Annotated in this window: 14 protein-coding genes; 6 read left to right on the top strand and 8 right to left on the bottom strand. The window is 64.4% G+C overall.

Going from position 1 to position 13,361, the window contains the following annotated elements; all coding sequences use genetic code 11:
* Nucleotides 1-14: 14 nt before the first annotated feature.
* Nucleotides 15-1,568, top strand: a complete 1,554-nt coding sequence (locus tag AAXE93_RS07495; RefSeq protein WP_390129611.1) for a BCCT family transporter — start codon at nt 15-17, stop codon at nt 1,566-1,568.
* Between the two features lie 12 nt (nt 1,569-1,580).
* Here the strand turns inward: AAXE93_RS07495 and AAXE93_RS07490 are convergent, their stop codons facing one another.
* The 4 genes from AAXE93_RS07490 to fabI form a co-directional block, all read right to left on the bottom strand.
* Nucleotides 1,581-2,282 carry an SIMPL domain-containing protein gene (locus AAXE93_RS07490; protein ID WP_390129609.1) on the bottom strand — a complete coding sequence of 234 codons (702 nt, stop codon included), beginning with the start codon at nt 2,280-2,282 and terminating at the stop codon, nt 1,581-1,583.
* 74 nt (nt 2,283-2,356) lie between these two features.
* The gene (locus AAXE93_RS07485; RefSeq protein ID WP_390129606.1) at nt 2,357-3,835 is read right to left on the bottom strand and encodes a carotenoid oxygenase family protein; all 1,479 of its coding nucleotides are present in this window, start codon (nt 3,833-3,835) and stop codon (nt 2,357-2,359) included.
* A 60-nt stretch (nt 3,836-3,895) separates the two neighbouring features.
* Nucleotides 3,896-4,504: an imidazoleglycerol-phosphate dehydratase HisB gene (gene hisB / locus AAXE93_RS07480; RefSeq protein ID WP_390129604.1), complete on the bottom strand. Its 609-nt coding sequence runs from the start codon at nt 4,502-4,504 to the stop codon at nt 3,896-3,898.
* A 29-nt stretch (nt 4,505-4,533) separates the two neighbouring features.
* On the bottom strand, nt 4,534-5,316 hold the full coding sequence (fabI, locus tag AAXE93_RS07475) for an enoyl-ACP reductase FabI (RefSeq protein ID WP_390129601.1): 783 nt from the start codon (nt 5,314-5,316) through the stop codon (nt 4,534-4,536).
* Nucleotides 5,317-5,399: 83 nt separating this feature from the next.
* Between fabI and AAXE93_RS07470 the strand changes: the two genes are divergently transcribed.
* Nucleotides 5,400-6,311: an FAD-binding domain-containing protein gene (locus AAXE93_RS07470; RefSeq protein ID WP_390129599.1), complete on the top strand. Its 912-nt coding sequence runs from the start codon at nt 5,400-5,402 to the stop codon at nt 6,309-6,311.
* Nucleotides 6,312-6,326: 15 nt separating this feature from the next.
* On the top strand, nt 6,327-6,767 hold the full coding sequence (locus AAXE93_RS07465) for a hypothetical protein (RefSeq protein WP_390129597.1): 441 nt from the start codon (nt 6,327-6,329) through the stop codon (nt 6,765-6,767).
* Here AAXE93_RS07465 and AAXE93_RS07460 read toward each other — a convergent pair.
* Nucleotides 6,749-7,267, bottom strand: a complete 519-nt coding sequence (locus AAXE93_RS07460; protein ID WP_390129594.1) for a hypothetical protein — start codon at nt 7,265-7,267, stop codon at nt 6,749-6,751. The two genes, AAXE93_RS07465 and AAXE93_RS07460, sit on opposite strands and share 19 nt — an antisense overlap.
* 57 nt (nt 7,268-7,324) lie before the next feature.
* Here AAXE93_RS07460 and AAXE93_RS07455 point away from each other — a divergent pair, with 57 nt between their 5' ends.
* Nucleotides 7,325-7,909 (top strand): thioredoxin family protein, encoded by a 585-nt coding sequence (locus AAXE93_RS07455; RefSeq protein WP_390129794.1) that lies wholly within the window; start codon nt 7,325-7,327, stop codon nt 7,907-7,909.
* Between the two features lie 19 nt (nt 7,910-7,928).
* A complete protein-coding gene (locus AAXE93_RS07450) occupies nt 7,929-9,170 on the top strand; it encodes a DegT/DnrJ/EryC1/StrS family aminotransferase (protein ID WP_390129592.1) in 1,242 nt (413 codons plus the stop codon).
* Here the strand turns inward: AAXE93_RS07450 and AAXE93_RS07445 are convergent.
* The gene (locus AAXE93_RS07445; RefSeq protein ID WP_390129590.1) at nt 9,149-10,582 is read right to left on the bottom strand and encodes an FAD-binding domain-containing protein; all 1,434 of its coding nucleotides are present in this window, start codon (nt 10,580-10,582) and stop codon (nt 9,149-9,151) included. The two genes, AAXE93_RS07450 and AAXE93_RS07445, sit on opposite strands and share 22 nt — an antisense overlap.
* A complete protein-coding gene (locus AAXE93_RS07440; protein WP_115131576.1) occupies nt 10,582-11,142 on the bottom strand; it encodes an NUDIX hydrolase in 561 nt (186 codons plus the stop codon). Before AAXE93_RS07440 ends, AAXE93_RS07445 begins: the two co-directional genes overlap by 1 nt.
* Before the next feature lie 49 nt (nt 11,143-11,191).
* On the opposite strand from AAXE93_RS07440, the gene AAXE93_RS07435 reads away from it, so the two are divergent.
* Complete coding sequence (locus AAXE93_RS07435) at nt 11,192-12,934, top strand: ATP-binding cassette domain-containing protein (RefSeq protein ID WP_390129587.1); 1,743 nt, start codon at nt 11,192-11,194, stop codon at nt 12,932-12,934.
* On the opposite strand, the gene folK is transcribed toward AAXE93_RS07435, so the two are convergent.
* Nucleotides 12,876-13,361: a 2-amino-4-hydroxy-6-hydroxymethyldihydropteridine diphosphokinase gene (gene folK / locus AAXE93_RS07430; protein WP_250397070.1), complete on the bottom strand. Its 486-nt coding sequence runs from the start codon at nt 13,359-13,361 to the stop codon at nt 12,876-12,878. The genes AAXE93_RS07435 and folK overlap by 59 nt on opposite strands.

Raw genomic sequence — 13,361 nt, 5'->3', positions numbered from 1 at the left:
TCACCCCTCATCCGATGTCTGACACCCCCGCGAACCAGCGCTCCTGGTGGCGCCAGCCCCCCCTCTGGGTGGGGGCTGCTCCACTGCTGATCTTTCTGCTGGTGTCGGCCATCGACCTGGCGCTGGCCAAGCAATTCACCGACAACGGCAAAGCCGTGATCAGTGATGCCCTCGGCGGGGTCTGGCAGTGGATGGTGGTGCTGCTGTTTCTGATCGCGCTGATCCTGGCCATCAGCCCAGTCGGCAAACTCCGGCTTGGAGGCCGGGAGAGCAAGCCCAGTCTCAAATTCTTCGACTGGTGTGCAGTGCTGATCTGCACCCTGCTGGCGGGGGGTGGCGTGTTCTGGTCGGCAGCCGAACCGCTGTATCACTTCCAGACCCCATCACCGGTGTTTGCGGGGGTCGAGGGCAGCACAGCCGCAGCGGTGGATCCCGCCCTGGCGGTGAGTTTTCTGCACTGGGGCTTCCTCGCCTGGGCCCTGGTGGCCACCACCACCACGATCACCTTCTCGATCCTGGAGCGACGGGGTGAACCCCTGCGTCCCCGCACACTGCTGGTGAACATCGTTCCGCGCAGCTGGGTGGATGGTCCGCTCGGTCACCTGGCGGATGGGTTGTCTGTGGTGGCCGCAATCGCCGGCACGGTTGGCCCCCTGGGCTTCCTCTCGCTGCAGCTCAGCAATGCCGCAGGGCAACTGCCCTGGCTCAGCGACAGTGCCGGCCTGCAATCCCTGGTGGTGGTGCTGCTGACCGCCGTCTTCGCGACCTCCACCGTCAGCGGCATTCAGAAAGGCATCAAGTGGCTGTCGGAGCTCAATGTGTGGCTCACCCTGGGCATGGCGACGGGCCTGCTGCTTTTGGGCCCCGGCCTCTGGCTGATGCAGCACTTCTTCAGCGGCTTCATCACCTACCTGATCCACCTGCCGCAGATGGCCCTCACTCCCAATGCCGTGCCGGCGAACTGGGTGAACGGCTGGACGGTGTTCTACTGGGGCTGGTTCCTCGGCTATGCGCCCTTGATGGGGCTGTTCACCGCCGGTGTCAGCCGCGGCCGCAGCATCCGTGAACTGGTGCTGGCGGTGGCCATCCTCTGCCCGATCGTGACCAACCTCTGGTTCACCCTGCTGGGGGGCACCGGATTGCATCTCGAATTGGCGGGGGGCGGCATCAGCGAAGCCCTGGCCCAGAACGGAGCCGCCGCTGCCCTGCTCACGATCCTCAGCCAACTCCCCCTGGCCGGTCTGCTGATTCCGATCGGCCTGGTGCTGGTGGTGCTGTTCATGTGCACCAGCGCCGACTCAATGAGTTACGCCGCGGCCATGGTGGTGAGCGGCCGCAACGAGCCCCCTGCTCTGCTGCGCCTGTTCTGGGCCTTGATGATCGGCAGCCTCACCTTGGTGCTGCTGCGCATCGGCTCGGGCCTGGGGGACAGCACCTCCATCGATGCCCTGCAAGCCTTCATCGTGATCACCGCGGTGCCGGTCACCCCCTTGGTGCTGGCCACCCTCTGGAGCGCGCCACGGTTGGCCTGGAAGGAATGGCGGCGCACCACGGTCACTCCCCAGTGATCCCGATGCCAGTCAACGCAGGCAGTAGTTCAGTTTGAGAGTGAGGTTCTGACTGGGCTTGGGAGCCTCCCCAGGCCTGAAGCTTGCCTCCCCCATGCGCGCCACCATCGGCATGGATCGATGGATCGAACCCCGCTGGTCAATCAGCAACAACTCCACCTCGCGCAGGCCGAGAGCCCGTGCTGTGGTCTGAGCGCGACGTCGCCCCGTCTCAAGAGCTTGTTTGAGCAACTGATCAGCCAATGAGGCATGGCTGTTGCTGGAGGCCAAGGACGTCATTCCCTGCAGTCGCACTCCCGGCAAGCGACTGGCGGCCTGGATCAGCGCGTCGTAATCGTCACGGCTCACCTCGCCTGTGATGGTGGTGCTTGCCCGCTCCAGTCGTGATCCCGCCGCGCCTCCCCCAACGGGGTAACTGCGGGGTGCAGGGATGGTGAGCTGACCCAGGGCGAGCGGCTGAATGGCCTGACGCGCCTCTGCCAACCGAGCATTAAGGGCGCTCAGCGCAGCGTCCTTACTGAGATCTTCAGCGTCGAGCCCGAGCGAGAAGCGAAAGCGATCGCTACGGCTTGTTCCACGCTCGTTCACCTGGATCTGAAGCAGGGTGCCATTGCAAACGCGTTCCTCAGCCCTCAGGGGGAATGGCGCCACAGCACTCAGCCTGGAGAGGACGGCCACGGCGACCGTGGCACTGCCCCAGAGTCGAGAAGTCATGCCGAGCCTTCTGTTGAATCCCCATGCTGGCGAGCTTGGAGCGGCAAACCCTGCTCAACCGTGACCGGCCTATGTCAAGCCGTGACTGAACCCGCCGCCCAGCTCCCGTGCAGGCCATGGGGAACGGCCAACGGCAGCTCAAGCACCGCCACCTCCGACAGATCACGGGCGTTGAGGATCACCAGATCGGATGCGGCCCGGGCCCCGTTCCACACCAGATCGAGCACCCAGCCGTCGTCCTCCGCCTCAGCACCGGGACGACGCACCATCAACGGCTCACTCACAAAGCCCCTGGGCGCCGCACTCCAGGTGTGGGTCTCCCCGGAATCCAGATCAAGTTTCTGGATGGCCTGCAACGGATCGTTGCCCCTCTCCCGCTCCGCCACCGCCATCCAGGCGAAGCGGGCGCTGAGGCCCTGACGCTCGGGGTTGACCATGGCGAACTCACAGGTGCGCTCGCTGATCCGCTCGGTCTGCACCGATTCCCGACTGAGATCGAGGCGGCAACGGTGCAGGATCCCCTCCGGCACCGTGTCGAAATTCACCTCGGCGAAATCCTCATCAGGTCCGATGGACGGGAAATCGTCGTAGACGATGCTCTCCACCACAACATGATCGCCATCCTCAAAGGCATTGAGGTGATGGAAGACGAAACCGTCGGGAGCTTCGAGGATGCGGGGCTTCTGACCAGCGAAGCGACCGGAATCGCGGGGAATCAGCCAGAAACGCCCCTTGCCGCCGGGTTGAGATGCCAGGCACTGGGCCGCACCCTTTTCGCCGGTCACAAACGGCAAGGGATTGAAGGCGATGGCGTTCTGGAGGAACACCGCCCAGTTGGGGGTGATGGCGAAATCGTGAAGGAAGGCGAAGCCGGGGAAGCTGTCGGAACGGTCGTGCAGCAAGGCGCCCGCCTCCGGGCCATCGGTGGCGAACTCCATCAGACGGATGGTGCTGCGGGGCCCGGTCTTGACCCCGAAGGTGACCATGGAGGGCCGTCCGTTGTGGCCGGGATCGAAGCGGGGGTGAGCACTGAAGGCCTCGCCCTTTTTCAACACACCATCGAGGCGTGACAGGCCACGGGTCTCCAGGCTGCGGGGATCGAGCGCATGGGGTTCCGCCGCCTCCCAGAGGGCCAACAGCTGATCACCCAGACACACCACGTTGGTGTTGGCGATGTTCTTCAAGCGCAGGTCAAAGGCGTTGGCCAGCCGACCACCCGGCTTCTGACTGCCGAACACGCCTCGGTAGAGCACCTTGCCGGCCTTCTCCTCCGCCAGCCAACCTTCAGTACGCACAAAACGGTTGCTGAGGCAGACGCTGCCGTTCTCAAACCGCATCGCCGCAATCATGCCGTCGCCGTCGAAGGGATGATGCACCCGATGCCCATCCCGCTCAAGCCGCCCGGGGCCATTGCGATAAAAGGTGCCCTGAAGCTCCGTCGGAACCGTTCCACGCACCGGGGTCAGCGCCACGTCGGTGAGTTCCTGCTCAACGTTCACAAAGGAACTGGCCCAGTCGCTGCGGTCGTAGCTGCGGGCGGGGGCAACGGTCACGGGAGAACGATCAACGTCCGCCCATCCTCTCGTAACGGACTGTGAAGCGCGGAGCCGCGCTCAGCTGGCGCCGGCCTGCTCCAGCACCCCTTTGCTGCTGGGGATGGCGCCGGCCCGGCGTGGATCCACCTCCGTGGCCATGCGCAGGGCCCGGGCAAAGGCCTTGAAGCAGGCTTCAGCGATGTGGTGGGAGTTGGCCCCATCCAGCTGACGGATGTGGAGGGTCAGCCCGCTGTTGTTGACCACCGCCACGAAGAACTCCTTCACCAGCTCGGTGTCATACGTGCCGATCTTCTGGCTGGGAATCGCGAGGCTGTAGCTGAGGTGGGGGCGACCGGAACAATCCAGGGCCACCTGCACCAGGGCCTCATCCAGCGGTGCCACGAAGTGACCGAAGCGATGAATCCCGCGCCGGTCCCCCAGGGCCTGGGCCAGGGCCTGCCCCACGGCAATGCCCACGTCCTCATTGGTGTGGTGATCGTCGATGTGAGTGTCTCCCACCGCATTGATCTCCAGGTCGATCAGGCCATGGCTGCTGATCTGATGAAGCATGTGGTCGAGAAACGGCACACCAGTACTGGCCTGGCACTGGCCGGAGCCGTCCAGATCCAGACGCACCTTCACGTCGGTTTCACCAGTGACCCGATGGATCGTTCCCTGACGTGCCATCACCCGAGCTTCAGTGCCCTCATCGTGCCTCACATTCCGGTGACGCAGTAGCCCGCATCCACGTAGATGGTCTGACCGGAGATGCCGCTGGCCAGATCGCTGAGCAGGAAGGCAGCGGTACCACCCACTTCCATCTGGGTGACGGTTCGGCGCAGAGGAGCCTTCTCCTCCACGTTGTGGATCATGTCGAGAATGCCACCGATGGCGGAGCTGGCCAGGGTGCGGATAGGGCCGGCGCTGATGGCATTGACGCGCACCTGCTTTTCGGGGCCCAGCTCTGCCGCCAGGTAGCGAACGGACGCCTCCAAAGCCGCCTTGGCGACGCCCATCACGTTGTAGTTGGGGATCGCCCGCTCAGCACCGAGGTACGAGAGCGTGATCACACCGGCCTTTTCGCTGAACAGCGGCTTGGCATGGGCGCAGAGGGGCGCCAGGGAATAAGCGCTGATGTCGAGGGAACGGGCAAAACCCTCAGCGGTGGTGGCGCTGTAGTCACCGATCAGCTCTTCCTTGCCGGCAAAGGCCAGGCAGTGCACCAGACCGTCGAGGACGCCCCACTTCTCCTTGATCTCGCCGAAAACCTCAGCCATCTGGTCGGCATCTTGCACATTCAGAGGCAGAAACAGGCTGGGATCCAGAGGAGCGGTGAGTTCGCGCACCTTGGCCTCAAAGCGGCCCTTGTCGTCAGGCAGGTAGGTGATGCCCAGTTCGGCACCGGCCGCCTTCAGCTGCTGAGCGATGCCCCAGGCGATCGAACGGTTGTTGGCGATGCCGGTGACGAGAATCTTCTTGCCGGTGAGATCAAGCAGCATCGGGACAGACCGGAACGGGTTGAATTCGCGCGATTCTCCCCCATCCCCCGCCAAGATCACCGCTCCTTTACTGACAAAGGCCGGTGCCCAGCGCTGCGTCACCCCCGATCAACGGCGACCTGCCGCGGCAATTCGCGTCCCGCGATGCCCTCAACACCCTGTTGGCGCAAGAGTTCCCAGGGGCGGAGGGAGAACTCAGCCCGATCCGCGGTGGGCGTGAAGCAGCCGAAGACAAACTGCGGCGCATTAACGCAAGGCGCTACGCCAAAAGTCGCAATCACCTCAAGGGTGCGGTCACCGGGCTGTCGCCCTACATCCGTCACGGCGTGCTGACCCTCGCGGAGGTGCGCGATTCAGTGTTTGCACGGATCCGCAACCGCGATGAGGGCGGAAAGTTGATCAACGAACTCGGCTGGCGGGACTTCTGGCAACGGATGTGGCTCGATCTGGGGGATGGCATCCATGACGATCAGGAACCGTTCAAAACAGGCCATGACGCCGGGGCCTATGCCCGGGAACTGCCGGCCGATGTGCGCGCAGGGAGCACGGGGCTGGCCTGCATGGATGGCTTCCGCGATCAACTGGTGACGACCGGCTGGCTGCACAACCACGCCCGCATGTGGATGGCCGCCTGGCTCGTGCACTGGCGACGGGTGCACTGGAAAGCCGGAGCCGACTGGTTCCTGGAGCACCTGCTGGATGGCGATCCGGCCAGCAACCATCTGAGCTGGCAATGGGTGGCCAGCACCTTCAGCCACAAGCCTTACTTCTTCAACCGCAGCAACCTGGAGCGCTACAGCGACGGGCATTACTGCGACAGCTGCCCCAGCGCGAACAGCTGCCCATTCGATGGCAGCTACGACCAACTGGAGAGCCAGCTGTTCGCCCCGATACCGGCCATACGGGAGACCGGCAACAACCGCAACCAGCAGCGCAACCGCCAACGCCGGAGCAGCGAAGGCGCCCGTGCCGCCCTGGCCCGTCCCAAGCGATAAGCAGGAGATTCCTCGATGACATTTCAACGCCCGATCCTCTGGATTCACGAGGAGGCCCTTGGTACCAACAACCCAGCGCTGCATGCCTGGCCCGAGGCACCAGCAGTGTTCGTGTTCGACACCCGCTGGATCCAGGACGCACGAATCAGCCGCAAACGGCTCGGCTTTCTCTACGAAAACGCCCTCGACCTTCCCCTCACCCTGCGCAAGGGGGATGTGGCCGATGAGGTGCTGGCCTTTGCCCGTCGCCATCAGGCCGATGGTGTGGTGAGCACCAGCTCTGTGGATCCACGCCTGGAGCGGATCGGCGAGTCCATCGACGCAGAACTGCCGCTTGAACTGCTGGATCCCGAACCGTTCGTGGAACTGCCGCGGCCACCACGGCTGGGGCGGTTCAGCCGCTACTGGCGCGATGCCGAAGCGGTGGTGTGGGAGGGCTACTCATCAGCCCGTTGATCCCTCAGCAGCTGCCGGGCCCGCTTCAATTCCTCCACGGGATTGGTGAGCAGATCTTCCTCCTCGAGTGAGGGCAGCTGCACAGGAACCACCTGCTTGTCGTTCCGGGGCGGCTCGATCCACTGCCAGCGGTCTTCCGGAGAGCGGGCCTGGCACAGAGCTTTCAGCTCGCTCTTCAACAGGCCACGCACATCGCGCCGGGCCACGGCATCAAAAAACTCCTCACGGGTCGCCAACCCGGAACTGAACGGTGTGGATCCATTGCCGTTGAACAGACGGGCCGGATCCGGCAGCCATCGGGGACGACACACTCCCGGGAAGCTGGTGTCTGTCTCAAGATAGATGTGGACCCCGTAGCCATCGGGCTGATTGACCACAGCCACCCCGTCATGGGGGGAATGGCGCTTTAAAGAGAACAAGCGCCAGCTGGGCGGTTCCTTTGGAGTAGCGCAGGCCCCCAGCAGCAGGGCGACTCCCCAAAGCAGTTGCAAGCGCGGCATCCATCACCACCCGAGGTGGCCATCCTGAAGCAGATTCGCTGCATCTGCCTGCGCCTTATGGCCCTGACACCATCCACGATGCTGGCGCTGGGAACAGGCCTGCCTGATTTTGATCTTCCCCAGGTCATGGGTGGTCGGCTGAGCAGCAGGTCTCTGGACCAACGGCCCGTGCTGCTGATGGTGCTTTGTGCCCATTGCCCCTTTGTGAAACATGTGGAGCCCGAGCTCACTCGGCTGGACCTCGACTTCAGCAATGCGGTGCAGCTGGTGGGCGTCAGCAGCAACAGCCTGATCACCCACCCCCAGGATGGGCCGAAGCAACTGGCGGACCAGGCCAGGCGCCATGGCTGGAGCTTCCCTTACCTGCTAGATGAGCAGCAAACCCTGGCCCGAGCGCTCAGGGCCGCCTGCACGCCGGAGTTCTACCTGTTTTCACCCGATGGCGAGGGCCTGCAGAGCCTGCGCTATCGCGGCCAATTGGACGGAAGCCGACCCGGCAACGATCAGCCCCTCGATGGTCGTGACCTGCGGGCCGCCCTCGAGGCCGTACTGACGGGAGCTTTGGTGAATTCAGACCAGACCGCCTCGGTGGGCTGCAATGTGAAGTGGAACCCCGGACAGGAGCCGGAGTGGTTCGACTGAGCCACTTAAGCTTTGCTTTATGCAAGTACCTCCCTTCAGCCTCAGCCAGCAGATCGACGATCTTGGTGTGGACCTCGAAGAGGCGGTGCTCGAGGTATTGCGCAGCGGTCAGTACATCGGTGGACCGCAAATCAAACGCTTCGAGGAGGCCTTTGCCGCCAGCGTTGGCTGCGAGCACGCCGTGGGCTGCAACAGCGGCACCGACGCTCTGATCCTCGCCCTGCGCGGCCTGGGCATTGGCGCCGGCGACGAGGTAATCACTTGCTCGTTCAGTTTTTTCGCAACAGCTGAGGCCATCAGCGCCGTCGGCGCCACGCCGGTGTTCGTGGATGTCGACCCCAGTACCTACCTGATCGATTTCGATCAGATCGAAGCCGCCATCACCCCCGCCACCAGGGCCCTTATGCCGGTTCACCTGTTCGGGCGTGCGGTGAACATGACCCGGCTTATGGCCATTGCCGAACGACATCAGCTCAAGGTGATCGAAGACTGCGCCCAGGCGACGGGAGCCCGCTGGCAGGGCCAGGCGGTGGGCAGCTTCGGCAATGCGGGCTGCTTCAGCTTCTTCCCCACCAAGAACCTCGGCGCGGCGGGCGATGGCGGTGCTGTCACCACCAGCGATGCCCAACTAGCCCAGGCCATGCGTGAGCTGGCCGTGCACGGCATGCCCGAGCGGTACCTTCACACCAGCCTTGGCTACAACAGCCGGCTGGATGCGATCCAAGCAGCGGTGCTGAACGTGAAGCTGCCGAAGCTCGAGGAGTGGATCAGCAAACGCACCAGCATTGCCGAGCGTTACCGGGATGCCCTTGGCGATCTCCACGGGCTCACCCTGCCGACAGCCGACGACGGTCACAGCTGGAACCAGTTCGTGGTGCGCATCGGCAGTTGCCCCACCGGCCAGCCGCTCTGCAACGCCAGCTGCAATCCCTCCAGCACCAGTGCACGCCACGGCATCCCCGAGAGCTGCTGTCGCGACTGGGTCAAGCAGACCCTGCAGGAGCGTGGGGTAAGCACGATCATCTACTACCCCATTCCAATCCACCGGCAGCCGGCCTACGCCCACCTGGGCTTGAAGCAGGGATCACTGCCTATTACAGAACAGCTCTGCAGCCAGGTGCTGAGCCTGCCGATCTTCCCGGAGCTAACGGTCGACCAGCAACAGGCAGTGATCGACACCGTGCGCCAGTTGCTGGGATACAACACACCAGCTCAATTCCGCCGCGGCGACGACCGTGATCAGGACCGGATGGTGGCGTAAAGCGCCTTGAACCTGGCCTGCTGGGTTTTGTGATTCACGAGAGGCTCGGGGTAATCGCGTCTCTCGAGAGCTCCTATCTCACCGCTGAGCAGATCCTTTGTGTTCACATGGCGGAGCTCAGGCACCCACTGGCGGATGTAGTCACCAGCTGAATCGAATTTGGAGGCCTGGGTGGCGGGGTTGAAGATGCGCAAGGGCTTGGGGTCCATGCCACTGCTGGCGCTCCACTGCCAACCACCGTTGTTGGCGGCCAGGTCACCGTCCACCTCGAGTTCCATGAAGGCGCGCTCGCCCCAGCGCCAGTCGCAGATCAGGTCTTTGACCAGATAGGAGGCCACGATCATGCGGCAGCGGTTGTGCATCCAACCGGTCTGGTTGAGCTGACGCATGGCGGCATCGATGATCGGCATTCCGGTCTGCCCCTCCTTCCAGAAGTCGAACCAGTCCTCGTTGTTCTCCCAGGGGAAGCGGCGCCACTGCTCGCGGTAGGGGCCATCGGCCAGTTCCGGGAAATGAAACAGAGCCTGCTGGTAAAACTCGCGCCAGCCCAGCTCCTGCTCCCACACTGCAATGGCCTGCAAGTGTTCCTCGCTGCGGGCTTGCTCTCGGGAGTCCTGGGCGGCACACCAGGCCTGGCGAGGGCTGATCGTGCCGATGCTCAGGGCCGCACTGAGATAAGAAGTGCCTGATGTTCCTGGAAAATTGCGATCAGGCTCATAGCCGAGCAGCGGCCCATCACAGAAGCTCGTGAGTTGCTCCAGGGCCGCCGCTTCTCCAGGACGACAAGGGCAGATCTCGGCGCCCTTGAAACCATGGCTCTCCCTCAGATCCGCGAGCGGATCTCCGGCCGGCACTTGAGCGGGATCAAGATCCACCAGCCCGGTGGGGGCAGCAACGGTGCTGGGTTGCTTGGCCAGCACCTGGCCGCGCCAGTTGCGCAGGAACGGGCCATACACGCGATATGGGTCACCACCACCGGTCTTGAGCAGCTCCGGAGCGATCAGCAGCTGATCCCAATCCACCAAAACCTTGCGGCCATCGGCCTGCAGTTTTTTGGCCACCTGGCGGTCCCGCTCACGGGCATAGGGCTCGACGTCGCGGTTCCAGACCACAGCATCAGCACCGATCTGCTGGGCCAACTGCGGCAGTAACGCCACCGGGTCTCCTTTGACAATCAGCAACCGGCTTCCGGCCTCCCGCCAGCGCCGTTGCAGTTCCACCAGGCTCTCGATCAGAAACCACAGCCGGGCCGGCGCCATCGGCGGCAGATGATCCGGCGGGTTGATCAGCTGCGGGTCGAGCACGTACACCCCCGTCACCGCCGGACTGATGTCTGTAGCAGCCACCAAACCAAGGTTGTCCGCCAGGCGCAGGTCGCGGCGGTGCCAAAACAGAACGCGGGAGCTGGTCATCAGAGGCCGAGAAGCTGTTTGGCACGGAACCAGGCGGTCACGCTTTTGCCATCGAGCCATTCGTCGCCCGAGGCCAATGCTGCATCCAGCTGAGCTGGGCTCATCAGCACCACCTCCAGATCTTCGTCGTCATCGCCGGCTGGCGGGTTCTCCAAGGGCGTGAGCTCCCGGGCCAGGAAGCAATGGATCACTTCATCGGAATAACCAGGGCAGGGAAGCATCGGCCCCAGCACATCCCACTGCGCAGCGCTGTAGCCGGCTTCCTCCCCCAGCTCCCGCTGCATCGATTCCAGTGGATCTTCGCCATCTTCAAGCGTGCCGGCAGGGAATTCGAGCAGGCGGGCCTGAACCGCAAAGCGGTATTGACGCAACAACACCACCTGGCCATCGTTGGTGATCGGCACCGCCAGAGAGGCGCCTGGGTGACGAATCATCCCAAAGGTGGCCTCGACACCCATCGGCAACTTGATCCTGTTGCGCTCGAAACGGAGCTTGCGAGCATCCACCACTTCAACGGTGTCCAGCAGCTCGAACGGTTCCGGCGACGGCAGGGGCGCCATGGCTCAAGGGCATTGCTAGGGCCCAGCATGGCGGGTAAACCCAGCACCCGTGTCGTCTGCCTTGACCGAAACAGGCCCGCAACCACTGCCCCGTCGGCGCCAGGTCCAGCTGCTCAAGGCCCTGGCCCTTGAGGCGGGATGGCGCCATCTGGCTCTGCTGAGTGGCCTGAGCACCCTCAACAGCTTGCTCGATATCGGCGGCCTCGGCCTAGCGGTAACGCTGCTGCTGGGATCAGGCTCCAGCACGGACGCCGCACCCCTGATCGGCGGCCTTCCCATTGCCGCCAGCCTCGGGCTGCTGGTCGGCCTGATCCTGCTGCGAGGTCTGATCCAGGCCCAGGTCGACATCAACCGGGAACGGCTGCGCTCCGGCTTCACCGATCGACTTCGGCAACAGCTGCTGCATGAAGTGTTCGAGGCTTCATCGGCCCAACTCGACCGGCTGGGACGCGGTGAGCTGCTCGCCCTGCTGATGGCCGACATCAACCGCACGGCACTGAGCCTGGATCAGGCGGTGCGCATGGGGCAGTCGCTTCTGGCGATGGCGATCTACCTCGCCAGCGTGCTGCTGGTGGGCCAGGCCACCGCCTGGCCGCTGTTGCTGGCCCTGTTGGCCACCACGGCAGCGTCGTTGCTGCAGCGCTCCGGCAGTTGGGGACTGGGGCGGATACAGAGCCGCCTCAATGCCGCCCTGCAACGCACCGTCGGCGATGGGCTGCATGGCCTCAAGGCCCTGCGCGCAGCAACGGCGGAGGCCTGGCTGCTTCAGCGCTTCGCCAGGGAAACCGCCGAAGGACGCTGGCTGCTGCGGGAACGGGTGCGCCGCCGGGCCAGCTTCAACGCCTGGCGCGACACCCTGGTGGTGGCCGTCGCCGGTCTGTGGATGCTGCTTCAGGGGGAGTCCCTGACCGCCGAAGCGCTCACCACCACCCTGGTGCTGGCCTACCGCGCCAGCGCTTCGCTGAGCACGGTGGTGCAGGCCCGCCGGCTCTGCCTGGGGAACCTGCCGGGCTATGAAGCACTGCGGCAACGGCGCGCTCAACTGATCCCCCGCCAAGGCGAAGCCAGCGACCTCACCATCACTGACGACACGCTGTCGAGGCTCAGCCGTCAACGCTGGCATCAGTTGCAGTGGAGCCGTCGTGATGACGGAACACAAAGCCTGGATTCCCTCTGCCTGCGCGCCAACGGACTGGTCGCGATCACCGGACCCTCCGGCAGCGGCAAGACCACCCTGCTCGATCGGATCTGCGGGTTGCTGCGCGAAGAAGACAGCCATTGGCAGCTGAGCTGCAGTGGGGGGGGCTGGTCGCTGAGCGGGCTGGCCGGCGCTCGGCAGATGCACCAGCTGATCGCCTACGCGCCCCAGAACGCCGTGCTGTTTGAGGCCAACCTGCGCGAGAACCTGCTGCTGGGGGCGAATCGCCACCAAGACGACATCGAGACCTGGCTACAACGGCTGGGGCTGGCCCACCTGCTTCAGCGCCAGGGCGGGCTGGATGCACCGCTCGCCCTGGCGCAGGATCCGTTTTCAGGTGGCGAGATTCACCGGCTCGGCCTGCTGCGCGCCTGGCTGCGCGACAAGCCGATGGAGGTGCTCGATGAGCCCACCGCTTTCCTCGATGCCAAGGCCGCTGAGCAGGTTCGTTCAGTGATTCGCGAACGCACCGAGCAACGGCTGATGCTGATCAGCAGTCATGACCCGGAGCTCCTGGCCCAGGCCGATCAGGTGATCACGGTGCAGCCGAGCCCTGCATCGCTTCCAGCAACGGCGCAAGCACGAAACGCCTGAGATGCAGGCGTGGATGCGGGAGCTGTAGTCGCGGGTGCTCCAGCCGCAGCTCACCCCAGAACAACAGATCCAGATCGAGGCTGCGCGGCCCCCAGAGCTGTTCCCGCGATCGGTCGCGGCCGAACTGCTGTTCCAACCGCTGGAGCTCATCCAGCAATTGCAGTGCGGAGGCCTCGCTTGGCGAGGCTCGCAGCCCCTCCACCAGCATCACGGCATTGCAGTAGCGAGGCTGGTCCGGGGGGCCACCTACGGGGGCGGTGTCGTGCAGGGATGACCAGCGGCAAACCAGCTCCTGATCGGACCAGACCCTCAGCAGATCCTCCAGCAAAGGCCGCACCGCCACCAACGTTTCGCGCGGCGATCCCGCCGCACTGGGTCGGTTCGCCCCCAGCGCCACCGCAACAGAAGCGTCATCGATGGAGGGCAT

The organism is Synechococcus sp. HIMB2401, assembly GCF_042883245.1.
Taxonomy (GTDB): Bacteria; Cyanobacteriota; Cyanobacteriia; order PCC-6307; family Cyanobiaceae; genus Parasynechococcus.
This window is presented reverse-complemented; position numbering and strand designations above follow the sequence as displayed.